Raw genomic sequence first — 14,443 nt, 5'->3', positions numbered from 1 at the left:
ACATCATAAAACATCAAAGAATAACACAAATAATCAACATTCAAGCCTGGTTTAGGTTTTAAAACATGAGCATGATTATTTACCCAACACTTTCCAGATACCCTATAAGCTATTGGGCGTTCTTTAGAGCCAAAATTTCCTCCATCCTCTGCAAGAAGAACCAACTCATCATCAAAAATGTAATCTGATACATAATCCTGAACCCCATTGGCACCATAATACGGATATGGCCCCTCGGTTCGTTCCGACGCTGTAATTGGCACCCTCAAGGAGTCTAATATCTCGCAACATTCTCCTAGTAATATTTTGTCCATCTTTCATCCCTACAAATCTCAATTTATTTAACCCGTGACAATTTGTCACGTTTTTCCCACTTGCTTTTCTTTATTTCAACAACTTTTCCAGCTCATCCATTTCCTTGCTGATTTCCGCTTCCAGTGACCGGATATTTGCCATAATCTCAGATGTTGGTGGATATTCCACCTTCATATATTCGATTTCCTTATATTTGTTAATGGACAGGTCATATTCATTGGCCACTATTTCCTGTTTTGGTACCAAGAAGGATTTTTCGGTACGCTTTCTGTCAGCTTCACCAACTAAATTCTTAAACCGTGCAATAATATCCGAAATATCATTGTCATCAATTGGCTGGCGTTTATCATCCAGGCTAAAGCCATCTGCTGTCATATCATAGAACCAGACCTTATCTGTTCCACCATGACCTGTCTTGGTAAACACAAGAATAGCCGTGGACACCCCGGCATAAGGCTTAAATACGCCAGATGGCATGGAAATAACTGCTTCCAGTCTATTTTCCTCCACTATTGCCTTACGAATAGCCTTATGAGCTTTTGATGAACCAAACAGCACTCCATCCGGAACAATACAGGCGCATCTACCACCTATTTTTAACATCCGCAAAAACAAGGCCAAAAACAGCAGCTCCGTTTTCTTGGTTTTGCATACCTTCAGCAAATCAGCAGATACAGCATCTGCATCAAGGCTCCCCTTAAAAGGAGGATTTGCCAAAATCAGAGAATACTTTTCCTTGTCTTCATTCTGGTCAGATAAGCTGTCACGATACTCGATAAATGGATTATCAATACCATGAGTCATCATGTTCATAGCACCGATACGAAGCATGGTTCTATCCATATCGAAGCCATTAAACATGGTATTCATGTAATGCTCTTTTTTTGCTTTGTTGAAGAATATTTCTTCCTTTTTGGTTTCTTTTAAATATTCTGCAGCAGATACCAAAAAGCCAGAAGTACCACAGGCAGGATCACATATTATATCATCAGCCTTAGGGTCCACCATCTCTACCATCATACGGATAATATGTCTAGGGGTCCTGAACTGGCCATTTCTGCCAGCTGAAGCAATTTTATTCAAGAGGTATTCATAAACATCACCACGAACATCAATAGATTGATTGGCATTCATCAGTTCATAGATTTCATCTAATGAGTCAACCACCTTAGACAGCAGGAGCGGTGTAGGCAATTTGAAAATAGCATCGTCCATATATTTGCTATAAGCACTGTTTTTGTCCCCATGCAAATCTTTGATAAAAGGAAAAACCCATTCCTGCATTACAGTGTACATTCTGCCTGCTGGAAAATCATGGAATACAGACCATTTAAGCTGTTTCCCATTAATAGAGCGTTCCCCTATTTTCACATCATCAGCGAAAATACTCTTATATGGCAGTCCCAACATAGCACTTTCTTTTTCCCGCTTGTTGTCCACATCATCCAAATCCCTGATAAACATCAAGTATGTAATTTGTTCAATAACCTCAAGGGGATTTACCAGTCCACCAGCTGCAAATATATCCCAAAGTCCATCTATCTTGTTTTTTAATTCACCAGTTATCATTCAATTATTCCTCCACATCTGTATATACCTAAAGTATAGCACACCTATACTTTATTTTTTTAAAGATAAATAATTCTTTTTTAGTACTTATGTACGATTTAATGATACAACTTTTTAACTTACTCATCAAGTAATTTAATTTAGTCATTTCCATGTAAAATGACTAAATTGAAACTCGAAATGACATAATTAAATCGCTACAACAAAAACATATTAAAAAACAGCAAATGCCCAAATATAGCATTTGCCGTTTTTATATTATCAACTTAATATCATTTTTCCTTATAAGGCTTATAATCCAGTGGCTTGGTGCAGCCCCATTTTGTGGCCACTTTTTGAAAGTTTTTGCGCTGTACTGTTTTAAACAGCAGCTTTAAAAATAGGCGCAGAGGAAGTGGAAAGATTTCTGGCCCGGTGAATTTACGGCATTCATCAGAAAAGAAATCGCCATTTTGAGCGAAAATCTGCCCCATTTTACGGTAAGGCTCGGTTATTTTATCCCGTTCCTTACCTTCAGCAAAACGTATGCCGAAATTATCCCCCTTTACCAGGGTTCCACCATATTTGCACCCCAGCTGCCCGGCCAATAATCTTAAATAATTCTCACCGCAGCGAAGCTGAGCGCCTTCAGCAAAACCACTCTGTAAAATAAAGGACAATCGGGTATTTTCATCCTTGGGGGCAAGACCTTCCAAAAACTCCATCAACAGCCCCGGAACACATTCCACATACAGAGGCAATGCGATTATGATATTATCATTTTCCTTAAAGGCTTCCCTGATTTTCTCCCAGTCATTACGGACAGAAATCTCATAAACCTCAACGGAACAACCACATTCCCGAAGCCCTGCTGTAAACTTTTCCAATATCTTATCCGTATTGCTGAACTGCTTCACCCGTGGACTGCCATTAATAATCAGTGCATGCATTTTGCTGCCTCCTTTAACTCAGCCACAGGATAAGCTCCCAGGGATTTGCTGTCCAGATTATCAGTACACCTGTCCAGCCACTGCTGCAGATAGTTTCTATTGGCTTCCCCCTGATAAATAATCCCAATATCCGTCCTCTTATCATAACGAAGTATATGCCGCATCTGGTCACCACGAAACTCAAGATAAATACAGAGAATCGGCAGTATCCGATCAAAAACATTCTTCCCCTTATGGTTCAAAAAACCAAGAGCCGTATCAGAAATAACCCATAGCTGGTCTGCAGTAATTATTTTCTGCATTATCCCTGCATAATCGTCATTAATGACACAAGTGCCGGGGTTCTTCAGCCAGCAATGACCACAGCCCATGCAATGGCTTATGTTCATATCAGCTGTATCAATGACATCAAAATCTGTCTTTTTCTGATTAAGAAGCCCTTTTAATATTTCTGACATATTGCTATTTGAAGTCGTGTTTATGATAAGTACCATGGCTCCTCCGCAATGCCATTAAATAATTACCCAAAGATCTGTCCTGGCAAGACTTTCTTTTCCTTATACGGGAACTGGGCTTCAAAGGCTTCCAATTCCTCAGGATTTTCCTCGGCAACCATGTAGCCGGCTGGTGGAGCATATTCCCCTGTAATACCAGATAAATAGCCCGGCTTTAACTCCTTGCAAAGGAAGAAGGAAGCATCCGACCCCTCGGGCAGGCCATGATAGCGGATACCAAAATCACTGGCATAGGCAAAGCCGCTCTTGCCATAAAAATCAATATTTCCTTCAAAGCACATGGCACCACAGCCCAGCTCTGCAGCTTGCTCAAGGCAATAATCAAGCAGCAGCTTTCCATAGCCCTGGCGCTTGTATTCGGGAGCAATAGAGATTGGTCCCATGGCCATTACCGGAATATTTTGCCCATTATCAGCCTTAATAATAGCCCGCATAAATATATTCTGGCCAATGAGTACGCCTCCCTTTTCCATAACAAAGTCCAGCTCTGGCACAAAATCAGCATTATCTCTCAGCTTATGCAGTACATAATGCTCCACGCATCCGGGACGGTACACATTCCAAAATGCTTCACGTACCAGATTTTCTACAGCACGGTAGTCCTGCTCTGTTTCCCGTCGAATTATTATATCTTTATTATTCAATTTTCTCGCTTCTTTCTAAACTAATTTGTCATAATCCAATTATCCAAAAATTCCATCTGCTCCTCGGTGTGGAACCAATGCTCACCCTTCTCCATAACAGTTAGTTGGGCATTGTGCATCTCTGTAAATTCCTCCATGGTTGCCAAGGAAGTCAGCTTATCCTCACTGCCATACAATATTTTGGTTGGCACATTCCAGCTAATGGGATGAGTCCGTACATAGTTCAAATACTCCCAGGACAAATTCTCCCCAAATTCAGTGGAAATAGTCCCCTTGGCCTGCAGCTCAGCCTCGGTCACATTAGCCCATGCCATCATATCCACAATTAATTTTTCCATATCCACAATGGGCGAAATAAAGTACGCCTTCTTTACCAGCCCCTCCAACTCACCGTTCATGCTAAAGAATGCTCCGATGCTGTTGGCGACCAATACTACATCGTCATACTGTTTTTTTAGCTTCTCCACACAGGCCGTTATTTCCCTTCCCGTTTCCCACGGTGAGCTGGTCTTGTAGTCCAGACCTATTACCGCCGCACCAGGAAAAATAGCCTTATAATGGTCAGCCTCTGCTGCACTGCCGCCCTTTCCGTGAATATATAATATTACAGTCATCCAATTCTCTCCTATTGATTATGAGCAAACACCTTTCCAAAAATAATTTACGTACCCTTTCGCTTAATCCTCCAAAGCCTTTAAGGCAGCCTCACGGGCATGAATCAGGGTAGTATCATATACCGGAAGTACACTATCCTCAGCAGATATCAGCATACCGATTTCTGTACAGCCCAGGATAACTCCCTCTGCTCCTTGTTCCTTCATGGAAGATATAATGCGCTGATACTCTTTGCGGGATGATTCCAGAACCTTTCCCAAGCACAGTTCATCAAATATAACATTATTTACAAGCTCAATATCTGCTTCATCAGGTATCATTACCTCCAGACCAGCCTTTCTGAACCGTTCATGCAGAAAATCCTGGGTCATGGAAAACTTGGTCCCCAAGAACCCCACCTTGGTCAAGCCATCCTCTTTTATCTTCTTTGCTGTGGTATCGGCAATATGTAAAATAGGTATGTTAATTTTCTTCTCTATATCCGGCACCAGCTTGTGCATTGTATTAGTGGCAATAACGATAAACTCCGCTCCGGCATTCTCCAAGCGTTTGGCAGCCTTTGATAAAATCTCAGCATTGGCGGCCCAGTTACCGGTGCCCATATTATTTTCCAGAGGGGCAAAGTCCACATTATACATCATAATTTTAGCACTATGATAGCCTCCCAGCTTTTCAGCAACAGTTCTGTTCAATATCTCATAATAAGTAACTGTACTTTCCCAACTCATTCCGCCAAGCAATCCTATAATTTTCATAATCCCCCATCCTTTCTATCCGCCATGCTCACAAGACAATATATAAAATATGATGTATTCACGTGTCAAGGAAAATATGGATATACTCCCCAAATAATGATAAAATAAAGTTTAATCTAAAATATCAATACATAAAGGATGTGCTTTTTTTGGATACCTATCACCCCACACTTATATTTGCCATAATATTTGTTTTAATGCTGATTAATGTTTTTTTTGCCATGGCTGAGACGTCTCTGACCGAAAGTCATAAAAGCCGATTGGAAAAAATGGTTGATGACAATATTCCAGATGCAAAAGCTGCCCTGGAGCTTTTTGAGGCACCAGAGTTGGCTTTTGTGGTGGTTCAGATTGGCATTACTCTTGTAAGCATATTGATGGGTGTTGCCACCAGTGTACTGCTTTCTCCAGTGGTAAGTAAATATATTAGCTTTCTTCCATATCATGATACTGTTGCCTTGGTGGCCAGCATTGTAGTGGTTACCTATTTCACCCTGCTACTTTCCGAGTTTTTACCAAACTCCATTGCTATGCGTCATCCTGAGCAGACACTTATTAATTGCCAGGGCACGTTGCGTACTCTAGTAAAGGTCACCAGACCGATTACAGCCATTCTTGAAGCCTCTGCCAGCTTCTTCCTCAGCTTCTTCGGTATTAATCTGAAATACGAAGATGTGGTCACCGAAGACGAGGTTAAGGATCTTATTGAGCAGGGTACAGAGGACGGAACCTTTGAAAAAACAGAACAGGATTTGGTGGACCGTGTGTTTCATATGAGCGACCAGACTGCATACTCCCTTATGACACCAAGAACCCAGATGATGTGGCTGGATATGAGTGATTCACTGGAGCATAACCTTGACCTGATAAAGAACTCCTCAGAGTACATTATCCCAGTGGGGCGTGACAGCCTGGATGAATTCTGCGGTGTCATTTACACAAAGGATATTTTAAATGCCGCCCTTAATAGCGAACCATTAGAGCTTGAGCCATTTATACGTAAACCAATGTTCATTCCCCGCTCAATGGAAACCTTCCGTGTACTGGAGCAGTTTAAGGAATCAGGTATCCATGAGGCGGTGGTGCTTGACGAATACGGCGGCGTAATTGGATTTATTACCCTACAGGATATTCTTCTGGAGCTTATCGGAGATACCAATAATGTAAATGAACAGGAGCAATTACAAATTGTGCCAAAGGATGATAATGAATGGTACATTGACGGTATGTGCTCCATTGATGACTTCAAGGAAAAATTTGATATTGATGAGCTGCCTGAGGAAGAACAGGACTATTACCAGACCATGGGGGGGCTTCGTCACTTCCCTCTTTGGCTATATTCCTAAAAAGGGGGAAACGGTTGAATGGGATGACTTCACCTTTGAAATAAGCCGTCTGGATAAATATAGAGTTGATAAGATTATCTGTACTCAAAAAGAGGAACAGCCCCAGCCTGAATCTGAGGATTAACTTAATCAATCACTGCACTAAAAAAGGTATGTGCCGAAATGGAAACATTTCACACATACCTCTTTTGTTGTTTTTATTAGATTACTTTAGAATCTGAACTTCTGCAATGAAGTCTGCAATTCCTGAGCCAAATCAGCCAAGGACTGGCTTGCATCAGCTATCTCAGTTGCAGAAGCACTCTGCTCCTCGGAAGCAGCAGAAACGCTTTCCATTTCCTGAGATACTTCATCGCCCTTGCCGGCAATACGTACAGATTTTTCGTTGATATTTTGGGTATCCTCAGATACGGCATGGAGCTCCTCAATCATGTTCTGAGCACGCTCTACTACACCATTGGAGGCTGCATTGATAGCCTGGAAGGTCTCACGCAGCTTTTCAACGGAAGCACTGCCTTCACGAACAGCTCTGCTGCCCTTTTCCATAGATGCAACTGCATCACTTGTATTATCCTGTATTCCCTTAATAAGAGCAGTAATCTGCTGGGCAGCATTCTGTGACTCCTCAGCCAGCTTTCTTACTTCCTCTGCTACAACGGCAAATCCACGGCCCTGCTCGCCTGCACGGGCTGCCTCAATAGCAGCGTTCAGAGCCAACAGATTGGTCTGTCCCGCAATACCGGAAATGGTCTCCACAATCTGACCAATTTCCTGGGAGCTCTGGCCCAGCTTATTGACAGTATCGGCAGATTCTTTAACAATAGCCTCAGCAGACAGAATCTGCTGAACAGCAAATTCAATAGCTCTGGTACCATCCTCTGCCTGATCATTAGCGGACCGGGCTTCGTTGGTAACTGCTCCGGCAACATTACCAAGATTCTCAACTGCCTCATTGGATTTATCTACAGAAGCCTTCATGTCCTGCAGCAATTGCTGCTGTTCAATAACAGCAGAAGCAGATGTGGTTACATTCTGAGCCACCTGGTCGGAGGCCTGGGCGGACTGACCGGCGGAAGCTGTCAGCTCCTCGGAGCTGGCAGCAAGCTGCTCGGAGGAACGGCTAATCTGGCGCATCAGCTTATTGAGGGTAACACAAACATCATCAATAGCTCTTTCCATATCACCAAACTCATCACCGCGATCTACACCATTGTTATCAGTGCGGAAATCACCATCACGCAGCTTACGGCAAATTCCCATCATCTTTTTAAGCGGAGAAGTAATTTCCTTGGTAATCCACATTACAACTACAACCAATATTACCAAAGTAACTAAGCTCAGTATAATCATATTTCGCTGAGCAGCATCACTTTCTTCGTCGTTGATTCTGTCAATTTCTGCTGCGGCCTCGGCTGCCTCATCAGCAAGCTTTGCCAAATCACTGGCTACCTCAGCTGCCAGCTTGGAATTACGATTGTATATAGCCTCACCTTCTGCCTGATTACCGCTCTGGGACTGTCTTACAGAAGCATTGAGGCCTTCCTTGAGCTTTGCCCAATCCTGAGCAGTTTTGGCATATTTTTCGGCAGTATCACCTACACCACCTGAAGCCTTATTAAACGCCTCAAGATTTTCATCTGTGGTCTTAATTGCAGCATCATATTTGCCCTGAAGCTCCTTCATACGAGCCGGATCATCCTTGACGGTGGTCATAATAACCGTCATGGTCTGGGCGGAGCGCATACCCTGACGTGCATTGCCCAGATGCACAAGCCCAGTTACATTCACATTATACAAATGTGTCATGTCATTCTGAGCTTTTTCCAAAGCCGTGAATCCAAAGAAACTTATAATTGCCATTCCAATAGCTGAAATAACAGCCAGAATAAGCAGCTTATAAGCCACTTTGATATTGTTCATAAAATTCATACCATTATCCTCCCTCGTTACAATTATGAATTGACCTGATTCCGCATCAATACATAATTATTAATTCCCATACTATACATGCTATCATATCATGTTTTCAGTGTCATGTTAATAATTATTATACGTTAATAATTAATGGAATAACATTATTTTTTTAAGTATCATAAAAGCCTTTTAAAATATTATAAAAATTATAAATAGAATAAGGAGAAGAACTATAAATAATTCTTCTCCCTACATATTATATCAGTTCATACATATTCTTGGTCTGTTCCAAAATACTGTCACGCCGTTTTTTTGATTCCGCAAAATAGTCGTGAACCGCCTGACGATCCCCGCTTTCTATGGCCACAATAACCTCTGCCAAAATTCCCTGTAACAGCTTCAAATGATTGGTTATAGCCTCCTGATTAGTCATGCAAATGTCTGCCCACATATCTGCATTAGAGGAAGCTATGCGGGTGGTATCCTTAAATCCGCCTCCCGCCAGCTTAAGGCAGGCTTCCATATCACCATGACTGCGATTCAAAAGCGTTACCAGACCTGCTGCCGCCACATGCGGAATATGACTTATTACAGAAGCACAACGGTCGTGCTGAGCTATATCCAGAGTTTCCAAATCCGCCCCGGTGAGCCTTACCAGCTCACAAATCTTATCCGTAGCCTCCTTCGGTGCTCCGGTATTTTCTACTATTACATAGCACTTATTTTCAAAGAGGTCCTTCTTGGCTGCCGTAACGCCGCTCATCTCACGGCCAGTCATTGGATGCCCCGCAACGTAATAAATATCCGGTGGCAAAATCTTCTGCAGATTTTTCCAAATAAACTGCTTTGTACTTCCGGCATCAGTTATGATAGCACCTGACTTTAAATATGGAAGCATTTTCTCCACCATAGGCACCATCTGCAATACAGGGGTACTAAGGAAGATAACATCTGAATCCCTAACCACTTCTTCAATATCAGAAGAAGCAAAATCAACTGCCCCCATTTCCATGGCCTTATCCATGGATTCCTGAGTACGGCACTGGCCGGTTATGTAAATGTCATCTCCCATTTTATCCTTTAAACAAAGTCCCAAGGAGCCACCAATAAGGCCCACACCAATTATGGCAAGATTTAATCTGGCCATTGATTATTCCTCCCTTAAAATGGCGGACATACGCTTAATTTCAGCCATTACCTTTTTAAATTCCTCCGGAGTCAAGGACTGATCTCCATCGCAAAGAGCCACCTCTGGATGTGGATGTACCTCAATAATAAGGCCATCAGCCCCGGCAGCTATAGCTGCCTTTGCCATCGGACTTACCATGCTGCGACGGCCAGTACCATGGCTTGGATCCACAATAATAGGCAAATGGGATAATTCCTTAACGGCAACCACTGCACTAAGATCCAGAGTATTTCTTGTGTAGGTTTCATAGGTACGAATACCACGCTCACAGAAAATAACATCATCACAGCCTGAGCTCATAACATATTCAGCAGCATTTAACCATTCCTTGATGGTAGCACAAAGACCTCTTTTCAGAAGAACTGGTCTGCCAGCCCGGCCAACCTCCTTCAAAAGCTGGAAATTCTGCATATTACGGGCACCAATCTGAAGCACATCAGTGTACTCTGCCACTTCCTCCACAGTACGTTGGTCCAGTACCTCAGTTACTACCTTCAAGTTGAATTTGTCTGCGGCCTTACGAAGCATCTGCAGGCCATCCTCAGCCATTCCCTGAAAATCATAAGGAGAAGTACGAGGCTTGTAAGCACCACCACGAAGGAACTGGGCTCCGCCTTCAGCAACGGCTTGAGCTGCCTCCATGAGCTGGTCCATACTTTCCACGGCACATGGTCCTGCCATTACCACAGGCTCCGGTCCACCGATTTTTACACCGCCTACATCAATAACAGAATTTTCCTGTTTGAATTCACGGCTTACCAATTTGTATTTCTCAGTTATACGAACAGTTTTTTCTACCCCCGGCAGGGCACAATGCATCTCCAGCTCGCTGATGGCCTTCTTATCACCGATAACACCAACAATAGTACGGGAAGTTCCCGTGGACAAATGATAATCCAGCCCCTCAGACTTTATTTTAGTTTTTACTCTCTCTAAATCCTCTGCTGTTGAACCTGGTGCCATTACAATAATCATAATTTTTTTCCTCCTCAAATAAACAATACTGCAAAATTCGTTAGTTTGAAGAAAATGTACAGGCAGAAAATAAAAAAACTCGCCCCTATAACAGGGACGAGTCATCACTCGCGGTACCACCCTGCTTGCCTTGGCAAGCCACTCTCTTCGGGTACTAACATACCCTAGCCTACGATAACGGGGGCTTCCGACAAGGCCTACTACCAGTTCAGCCTGCAGCTCACGAGTGTATTTCGTCAGTTTCACTTGCTGTGTTGCACCAACCCACAGTTCTCTGGAAAGCTCTGCTGATTACTTCTCTCGCTCAATGCCTTTTCATTATGAACATGCTTTACACTTCATGTGCCTAATTATAGCAATGTGTTCATTTAGTGTCAAGGAAATTATTCAAACAACATTGCAATTTCGTTACAGTTAGGGAATTTAGGGCAATCAATACATTCCTTCCAAATCTTATGCGGAAGCTCGTCCTTGCTGATTACCTTAAAACCGCATTTTTCAAAAAACTTTTCCTGATAGGTCAATGTAAAGACTTGGCTAATCCCCAGCTCTTTACCCTCCTCAATGAGTCTATGGACAATTTCACGGCCAATTCCGCGACGGCTGTGGGCAGGGTCTACTGCCAGCGAACGAATTTCCGCCATAAATTCCCATGTAATATGGAGTCCTCCCACTCCCACAATACCATCTTTTTCGTCAATGGCCACAATCATATCACGCAGAGATTCATAGAGAGCATTGCGTGAGCGGGCCAGCATCAGTCCCTCCTCCGCATAATGATTAACCAGCTCATATATTTCTTCTATATCAATAAACTTTGCCTTACGATAAATCAATTATCTCACTCCAAAACTCTACGCTACTATTTCATTTCATTACTTGGACATACCTCTGCCAATGGACATTCCGCACATAAAGGCTTTCTCGCCTTACATATTTTACGACCATGCCATATAAGCCAATGATGAGCATCTGACCACTTCTCCTTGGGAATTGCCTTCATCAGCCCCTGCTCCACCTCCATAGGCGTCTCTCCCGTTGCCAGCTTAAGACGATTGGATATCCGGAACACATGGGTATCCACTGCAATGGCCGGTCTGTTAAAGGCAACAGAGCTTACCACATTGGCAGTCTTTCGGCCAACTCCGGGGAGTTTTAACAAAGTATCAAAATCCTCCGGAACCTTCCCGTCAAATTCCTCCACCAAAGTCCGACAGGTAGCCATAATATTCTTTGCTTTACTGCGAAAAAGACCACAATCACGAATCTCCCGCTCCAATGCTTCAACCCCCATATCAACTATGGACTGAGCATCAGGTGCCTTGGCAAAAAGACGGGCTGTGGTAATATTTACCCGTTTATCTGTACATTGGGCAGATAATATAACCGCTATTAAAAGCTCAAAGGGATTGCTGTATACCAGCTCCGGCTTGGCTCCAGCATAAATCTGTCCAAGAATCTCTATCTGTTTTTCCTTAATTTTTTTGGTTACTCTCATTTTTTTCACCTAAATGAAGCACTAGTTAGTCAGGCTGCGCAATGGTGCCGGAATACGGCCACCTCTTGCAATAAAGGCCTCAGAGCTCCAGTTATTACGGACCTTAACAATAGGACACCGACCCAGCAGACCACCAAATTCCACACTGTCTCCCACCTTCTTGCCTGGTACCGGAATGACACGGACAGCAGTAGTCTTGTTATTAATCATACCAATTGCCGCCTCATCGGCTATAATACCAGAAATAGTTGCAGCGGTGGTATCACCTTCCACAGCAATCATATCAAGGCCTACAGAGCATACGCAGGTCATGGCTTCCAGCTTTTCAATAGAAAGGGAACCACACTCAATGGCTTCAATCATTCCCTGATCCTCACTTACCGGAATAAATGCTCCAGAGAGGCCACCTACATGGGATGATGCCATAAGTCCACCCTTCTTCACCGCATCATTAAGAAGTGCCAAAGCAGCAGTAGTACCCGGCGCACCACAGCTCTCCAGTCCCATCTCCTCCAACACATTGGCTACAGAATCACCTACAGCAGGAGTTGGTGCCAAAGAAAGGTCAATAATACCAAAAGGGACACCTAAACGACGGGATGCCTCCCGGGCCACCAGCTGACCAACGCGGGTAATCTTAAAAGCTGTCTTCTTGATGGTTTCAGCCACCTCAGTAAAATCTGCCCCCTTGAGATCTTCAAGGGCATGCTTCACCACACCTGGTCCGCTGACACCCACACTGACAACCTTCTCTGCTTCACTGACCCCATGGAAGGCGCCTGCCATAAACGGATTATCCCCAGGGGCATTACAGAATACCACCAGCTTGGCACAGCCCAAAGCATCCTGATCACGGGTAAGCTCCGCAGTACGCTTAATCACTTCACCCATCTGGCGCACGCAATCCATATTAATACCAGCCTTGGTGGAACCAAGATTTACAGATGAGCAAACAACATCTGTGGTGGACAAAGCCTGTGGAATAGAGTCAATAAGAATCTTATCACCCTTGGTAAAGCCCTTCTCCACCAAGGCAGAAAATCCACCTATAAAGTTTACCCCCACCTCTTTTGCCGCCTTATCCAAAACCTCGGCCACAGGAACAAAGGAGTCTGTTTCACAGGCCTCAGCAGCAATAGCTATAGGAGTTACAGAAATACGCTTATGAATAATAGGAATACCATACTTGGCTTCAATATCTTCACCGGTCTTTACCAAAAACTCGGCACTTTTGGTAATCTTGTCATATACATTTTTACAGAACTGATTAATATTGGGATGCGCACAGTCACGGAGAGAAATGCCCATAGTAATTGTACGGACATCCAGCTTGTTCTCCGTAATCATACGGTTTGTTTCTAAAATATTATCAATTGTAATCACAAAACAGCCCTCCAAAATGGCTCAATAATAACTTTCATCTCGAATTCTGCTTCACACCACGCATTTAGACATTATGCATGATATTGAAAATTTCCTGATTCTGAACCTTAATTTCCAGGTTCATTTCATGACCCTTTTCTTTGAGCTCCTTTTGAATTTCGGCCAATTTTACAGAGGAATCGGTAAGCTCAGCCATCATAATCATGTTAAAAAAGCCATCCACGATATTCTGGTTTACGCTGGTAATATTTACCTTCTTCGCAGCCAAGATATTACTTACATTGGCAATAATGCCGACCTGGTCTTTTCCAAAGATGGTTACTACTAATTTCATACTCCTATTCTCTCCCTTTATCCGTTTTTTTTGCTGTAATGGAATATCTTTACAGTATTTTATGATTATACCATAATTATGATTATTTATTAACACTTTTCTAAAACTTATGGTGGGCAAATTTCCATAATTGGAAAAATTTGAACAGCTGCGTTATAATATCTCAGTATTTGATTTGACATATAATTAGGAGGAAACATGATTACCAAAGAACTGATTGAAGAAATAAATACCTTATCCAGAAAACAACGCTCTGTGGGCCTTACCCCTGAAGAAAAGGAACGTCAGACCGAGCTCCGCCAGGCATATTTGGTGAGCTTCAGAGAAAATATGAAATCCGTTTTGGACAATATTGAAATTGTGGATGAGCTTCCAAAAAATATGCAGCACTGATTTAGTAGCGAATGGCATTATTTGGTATTAATTACTGGCAAATTTGTTTGACAAAATTTATCATACAAC

General features: G+C 42.8%; 17 protein-coding genes and 1 other annotated feature. Of the genes, 3 read left to right on the top strand and 14 right to left on the bottom strand.

Annotated features, from left to right (window positions below; all coding sequences use genetic code 11):
• From B6K08_RS08530 to B6K08_RS08500, 7 genes are all read right to left on the bottom strand, one after another.
• Positions 1 to 263: restriction endonuclease subunit S (locus B6K08_RS08530; RefSeq protein WP_234985312.1), on the bottom strand; the 263-nt coding region annotated here is incomplete at its 3' end.
• Positions 264 to 384: 121 nt separating this feature from the next.
• On the bottom strand, positions 385 to 1,884 hold the full coding sequence (locus B6K08_RS08525; RefSeq protein ID WP_080325916.1) for a type I restriction-modification system subunit M: 1,500 nt from the start codon (positions 1,882 to 1,884) through the stop codon (positions 385 to 387).
• Positions 1,885 to 2,156: 272 nt separating this feature from the next.
• Positions 2,157 to 2,813 (bottom strand): NAD(P)H-dependent oxidoreductase, encoded by a 657-nt coding sequence (locus B6K08_RS08520; RefSeq protein WP_052212592.1) that lies wholly within the window; start codon positions 2,811 to 2,813, stop codon positions 2,157 to 2,159.
• A complete protein-coding gene (locus B6K08_RS08515; RefSeq protein ID WP_159446745.1) occupies positions 2,801 to 3,271 on the bottom strand; it encodes a flavodoxin family protein in 471 nt (156 codons plus the stop codon). Before B6K08_RS08515 ends, B6K08_RS08520 begins: the two co-directional genes overlap by 13 nt.
• A 62-nt stretch (positions 3,272 to 3,333) precedes the next feature.
• Entirely contained in the window at positions 3,334 to 3,972 is a 639-nt protein-coding gene (locus B6K08_RS08510) for a GNAT family N-acetyltransferase (RefSeq protein ID WP_039212061.1), read from the bottom strand.
• A 20-nt stretch (positions 3,973 to 3,992) separates the two neighbouring features.
• Positions 3,993 to 4,586, bottom strand: a complete 594-nt coding sequence (locus B6K08_RS08505; RefSeq protein WP_039212063.1) for an alpha/beta hydrolase — start codon at positions 4,584 to 4,586, stop codon at positions 3,993 to 3,995.
• Positions 4,587 to 4,649: 63 nt separating this feature from the next.
• The gene (locus B6K08_RS08500) at positions 4,650 to 5,342 is read right to left on the bottom strand and encodes an aspartate/glutamate racemase family protein (RefSeq protein WP_039212066.1); all 693 of its coding nucleotides are present in this window, start codon (positions 5,340 to 5,342) and stop codon (positions 4,650 to 4,652) included.
• 197 nt (positions 5,343 to 5,539) lie between these two features.
• On the opposite strand from B6K08_RS08500, the gene B6K08_RS08495 reads away from it, so the two are divergent.
• Both B6K08_RS08495 and B6K08_RS14275 read left to right on the top strand, forming a co-directional pair.
• Positions 5,540 to 6,688 carry a hemolysin family protein gene (locus B6K08_RS08495; RefSeq protein ID WP_327078475.1) on the top strand — a complete coding sequence of 383 codons (1,149 nt, stop codon included), beginning with the start codon at positions 5,540 to 5,542 and terminating at the stop codon, positions 6,686 to 6,688.
• Positions 6,582 to 6,812, top strand: a complete 231-nt coding sequence (locus B6K08_RS14275) for a transporter associated domain-containing protein (RefSeq protein ID WP_327078474.1) — start codon at positions 6,582 to 6,584, stop codon at positions 6,810 to 6,812. Before B6K08_RS08495 ends, B6K08_RS14275 begins: the two co-directional genes overlap by 107 nt.
• A gap of 86 nt (positions 6,813 to 6,898) precedes the next feature.
• Here the strand turns inward: B6K08_RS14275 and B6K08_RS08490 are convergent, their stop codons facing one another.
• The 7 genes from B6K08_RS08490 to B6K08_RS08460 all read right to left on the bottom strand — a co-directional run bounded on the left by B6K08_RS08490 (position 6,899) and on the right by B6K08_RS08460 (position 13,981).
• The gene (locus B6K08_RS08490) at positions 6,899 to 8,617 is read right to left on the bottom strand and encodes a methyl-accepting chemotaxis protein (RefSeq protein ID WP_080325915.1); all 1,719 of its coding nucleotides are present in this window, start codon (positions 8,615 to 8,617) and stop codon (positions 6,899 to 6,901) included.
• Positions 8,618 to 8,858: 241 nt separating this feature from the next.
• Positions 8,859 to 9,749 carry a prephenate dehydrogenase gene (locus B6K08_RS08485; protein WP_039212075.1) on the bottom strand — a complete coding sequence of 297 codons (891 nt, stop codon included), beginning with the start codon at positions 9,747 to 9,749 and terminating at the stop codon, positions 8,859 to 8,861.
• 3 nt (positions 9,750 to 9,752) lie between these two features.
• Positions 9,753 to 10,766, bottom strand: a complete 1,014-nt coding sequence (gene aroF, locus B6K08_RS08480; RefSeq protein WP_080325914.1) for a 3-deoxy-7-phosphoheptulonate synthase — start codon at positions 10,764 to 10,766, stop codon at positions 9,753 to 9,755.
• An 89-nt stretch (positions 10,767 to 10,855) separates the two neighbouring features.
• Positions 10,856 to 11,083, bottom strand: a binding site (T-box leader).
• 66 nt (positions 11,084 to 11,149) lie between these two features.
• Positions 11,150 to 11,602 (bottom strand): N-acetyltransferase, encoded by a 453-nt coding sequence (locus B6K08_RS08475; protein ID WP_027396941.1) that lies wholly within the window; start codon positions 11,600 to 11,602, stop codon positions 11,150 to 11,152.
• Between the two features lie 26 nt (positions 11,603 to 11,628).
• Positions 11,629 to 12,264, bottom strand: a complete 636-nt coding sequence (nth, locus tag B6K08_RS08470) for an endonuclease III (RefSeq protein ID WP_080325913.1) — start codon at positions 12,262 to 12,264, stop codon at positions 11,629 to 11,631.
• Positions 12,265 to 12,285: 21 nt separating this feature from the next.
• On the bottom strand, positions 12,286 to 13,647 hold the full coding sequence (locus B6K08_RS08465) for a PFL family protein (RefSeq protein WP_027396939.1): 1,362 nt from the start codon (positions 13,645 to 13,647) through the stop codon (positions 12,286 to 12,288).
• A 64-nt stretch (positions 13,648 to 13,711) separates the two neighbouring features.
• A complete protein-coding gene (locus B6K08_RS08460; protein WP_027396938.1) occupies positions 13,712 to 13,981 on the bottom strand; it encodes an ACT domain-containing protein in 270 nt (89 codons plus the stop codon).
• A 198-nt stretch (positions 13,982 to 14,179) separates the two neighbouring features.
• Between B6K08_RS08460 and B6K08_RS08455 the strand changes: the two genes are divergently transcribed.
• Entirely contained in the window at positions 14,180 to 14,374 is a 195-nt protein-coding gene (locus B6K08_RS08455) for a DUF896 domain-containing protein (RefSeq protein WP_039212100.1), read from the top strand.
• Positions 14,375 to 14,443 lie beyond the last annotated feature (69 nt).

Source organism: Anaerovibrio lipolyticus DSM 3074 (assembly GCF_900141865.1).
Lineage (GTDB): Bacteria > Bacillota > Negativicutes > Selenomonadales > Selenomonadaceae > Anaerovibrio > Anaerovibrio lipolyticus.
This window is presented reverse-complemented; position numbering and strand designations above follow the sequence as displayed.

Coding starts and splice junctions, on each gene's coding strand:
- B6K08_RS08525 (WP_080325916.1), bottom strand. CDS start 1,884: ATGATAACTGGTGAATTAAAAAACAAGATAGATGGACTTTGGGATATA.
- B6K08_RS08520 (WP_052212592.1), bottom strand. CDS start 2,813: ATGCATGCACTGATTATTAATGGCAGTCCACGGGTGAAGCAGTTCAGC.
- B6K08_RS08515 (WP_159446745.1), bottom strand. CDS start 3,271: ATGTCAGAAATATTAAAAGGGCTTCTTAATCAGAAAAAGACAGATTTT.
- B6K08_RS08505 (WP_039212063.1), bottom strand. CDS start 4,586: ATGACTGTAATATTATATATTCACGGAAAGGGCGGCAGTGCAGCAGAG.
- B6K08_RS08500 (WP_039212066.1), bottom strand. CDS start 5,342: ATGAAAATTATAGGATTGCTTGGCGGAATGAGTTGGGAAAGTACAGTT.
- B6K08_RS08495 (WP_327078475.1), top strand. CDS start 5,540: ATGCTGATTAATGTTTTTTTTGCCATGGCTGAGACGTCTCTGACCGAA.
- B6K08_RS14275 (WP_327078474.1), top strand. CDS start 6,582: ATGACTTCAAGGAAAAATTTGATATTGATGAGCTGCCTGAGGAAGAAC.
- B6K08_RS08490 (WP_080325915.1), bottom strand. CDS start 8,617: ATGAATTTTATGAACAATATCAAAGTGGCTTATAAGCTGCTTATTCTG.
- B6K08_RS08485 (WP_039212075.1), bottom strand. CDS start 9,749: ATGGCCAGATTAAATCTTGCCATAATTGGTGTGGGCCTTATTGGTGGC.
- aroF (WP_080325914.1), bottom strand. CDS start 10,766: ATGATTATTGTAATGGCACCAGGTTCAACAGCAGAGGATTTAGAGAGA.
- nth (WP_080325913.1), bottom strand. CDS start 12,264: ATGAGAGTAACCAAAAAAATTAAGGAAAAACAGATAGAGATTCTTGGA.
- B6K08_RS08460 (WP_027396938.1), bottom strand. CDS start 13,981: ATGAAATTAGTAGTAACCATCTTTGGAAAAGACCAGGTCGGCATTATT.
- B6K08_RS08455 (WP_039212100.1), top strand. CDS start 14,180: ATGATTACCAAAGAACTGATTGAAGAAATAAATACCTTATCCAGAAAA.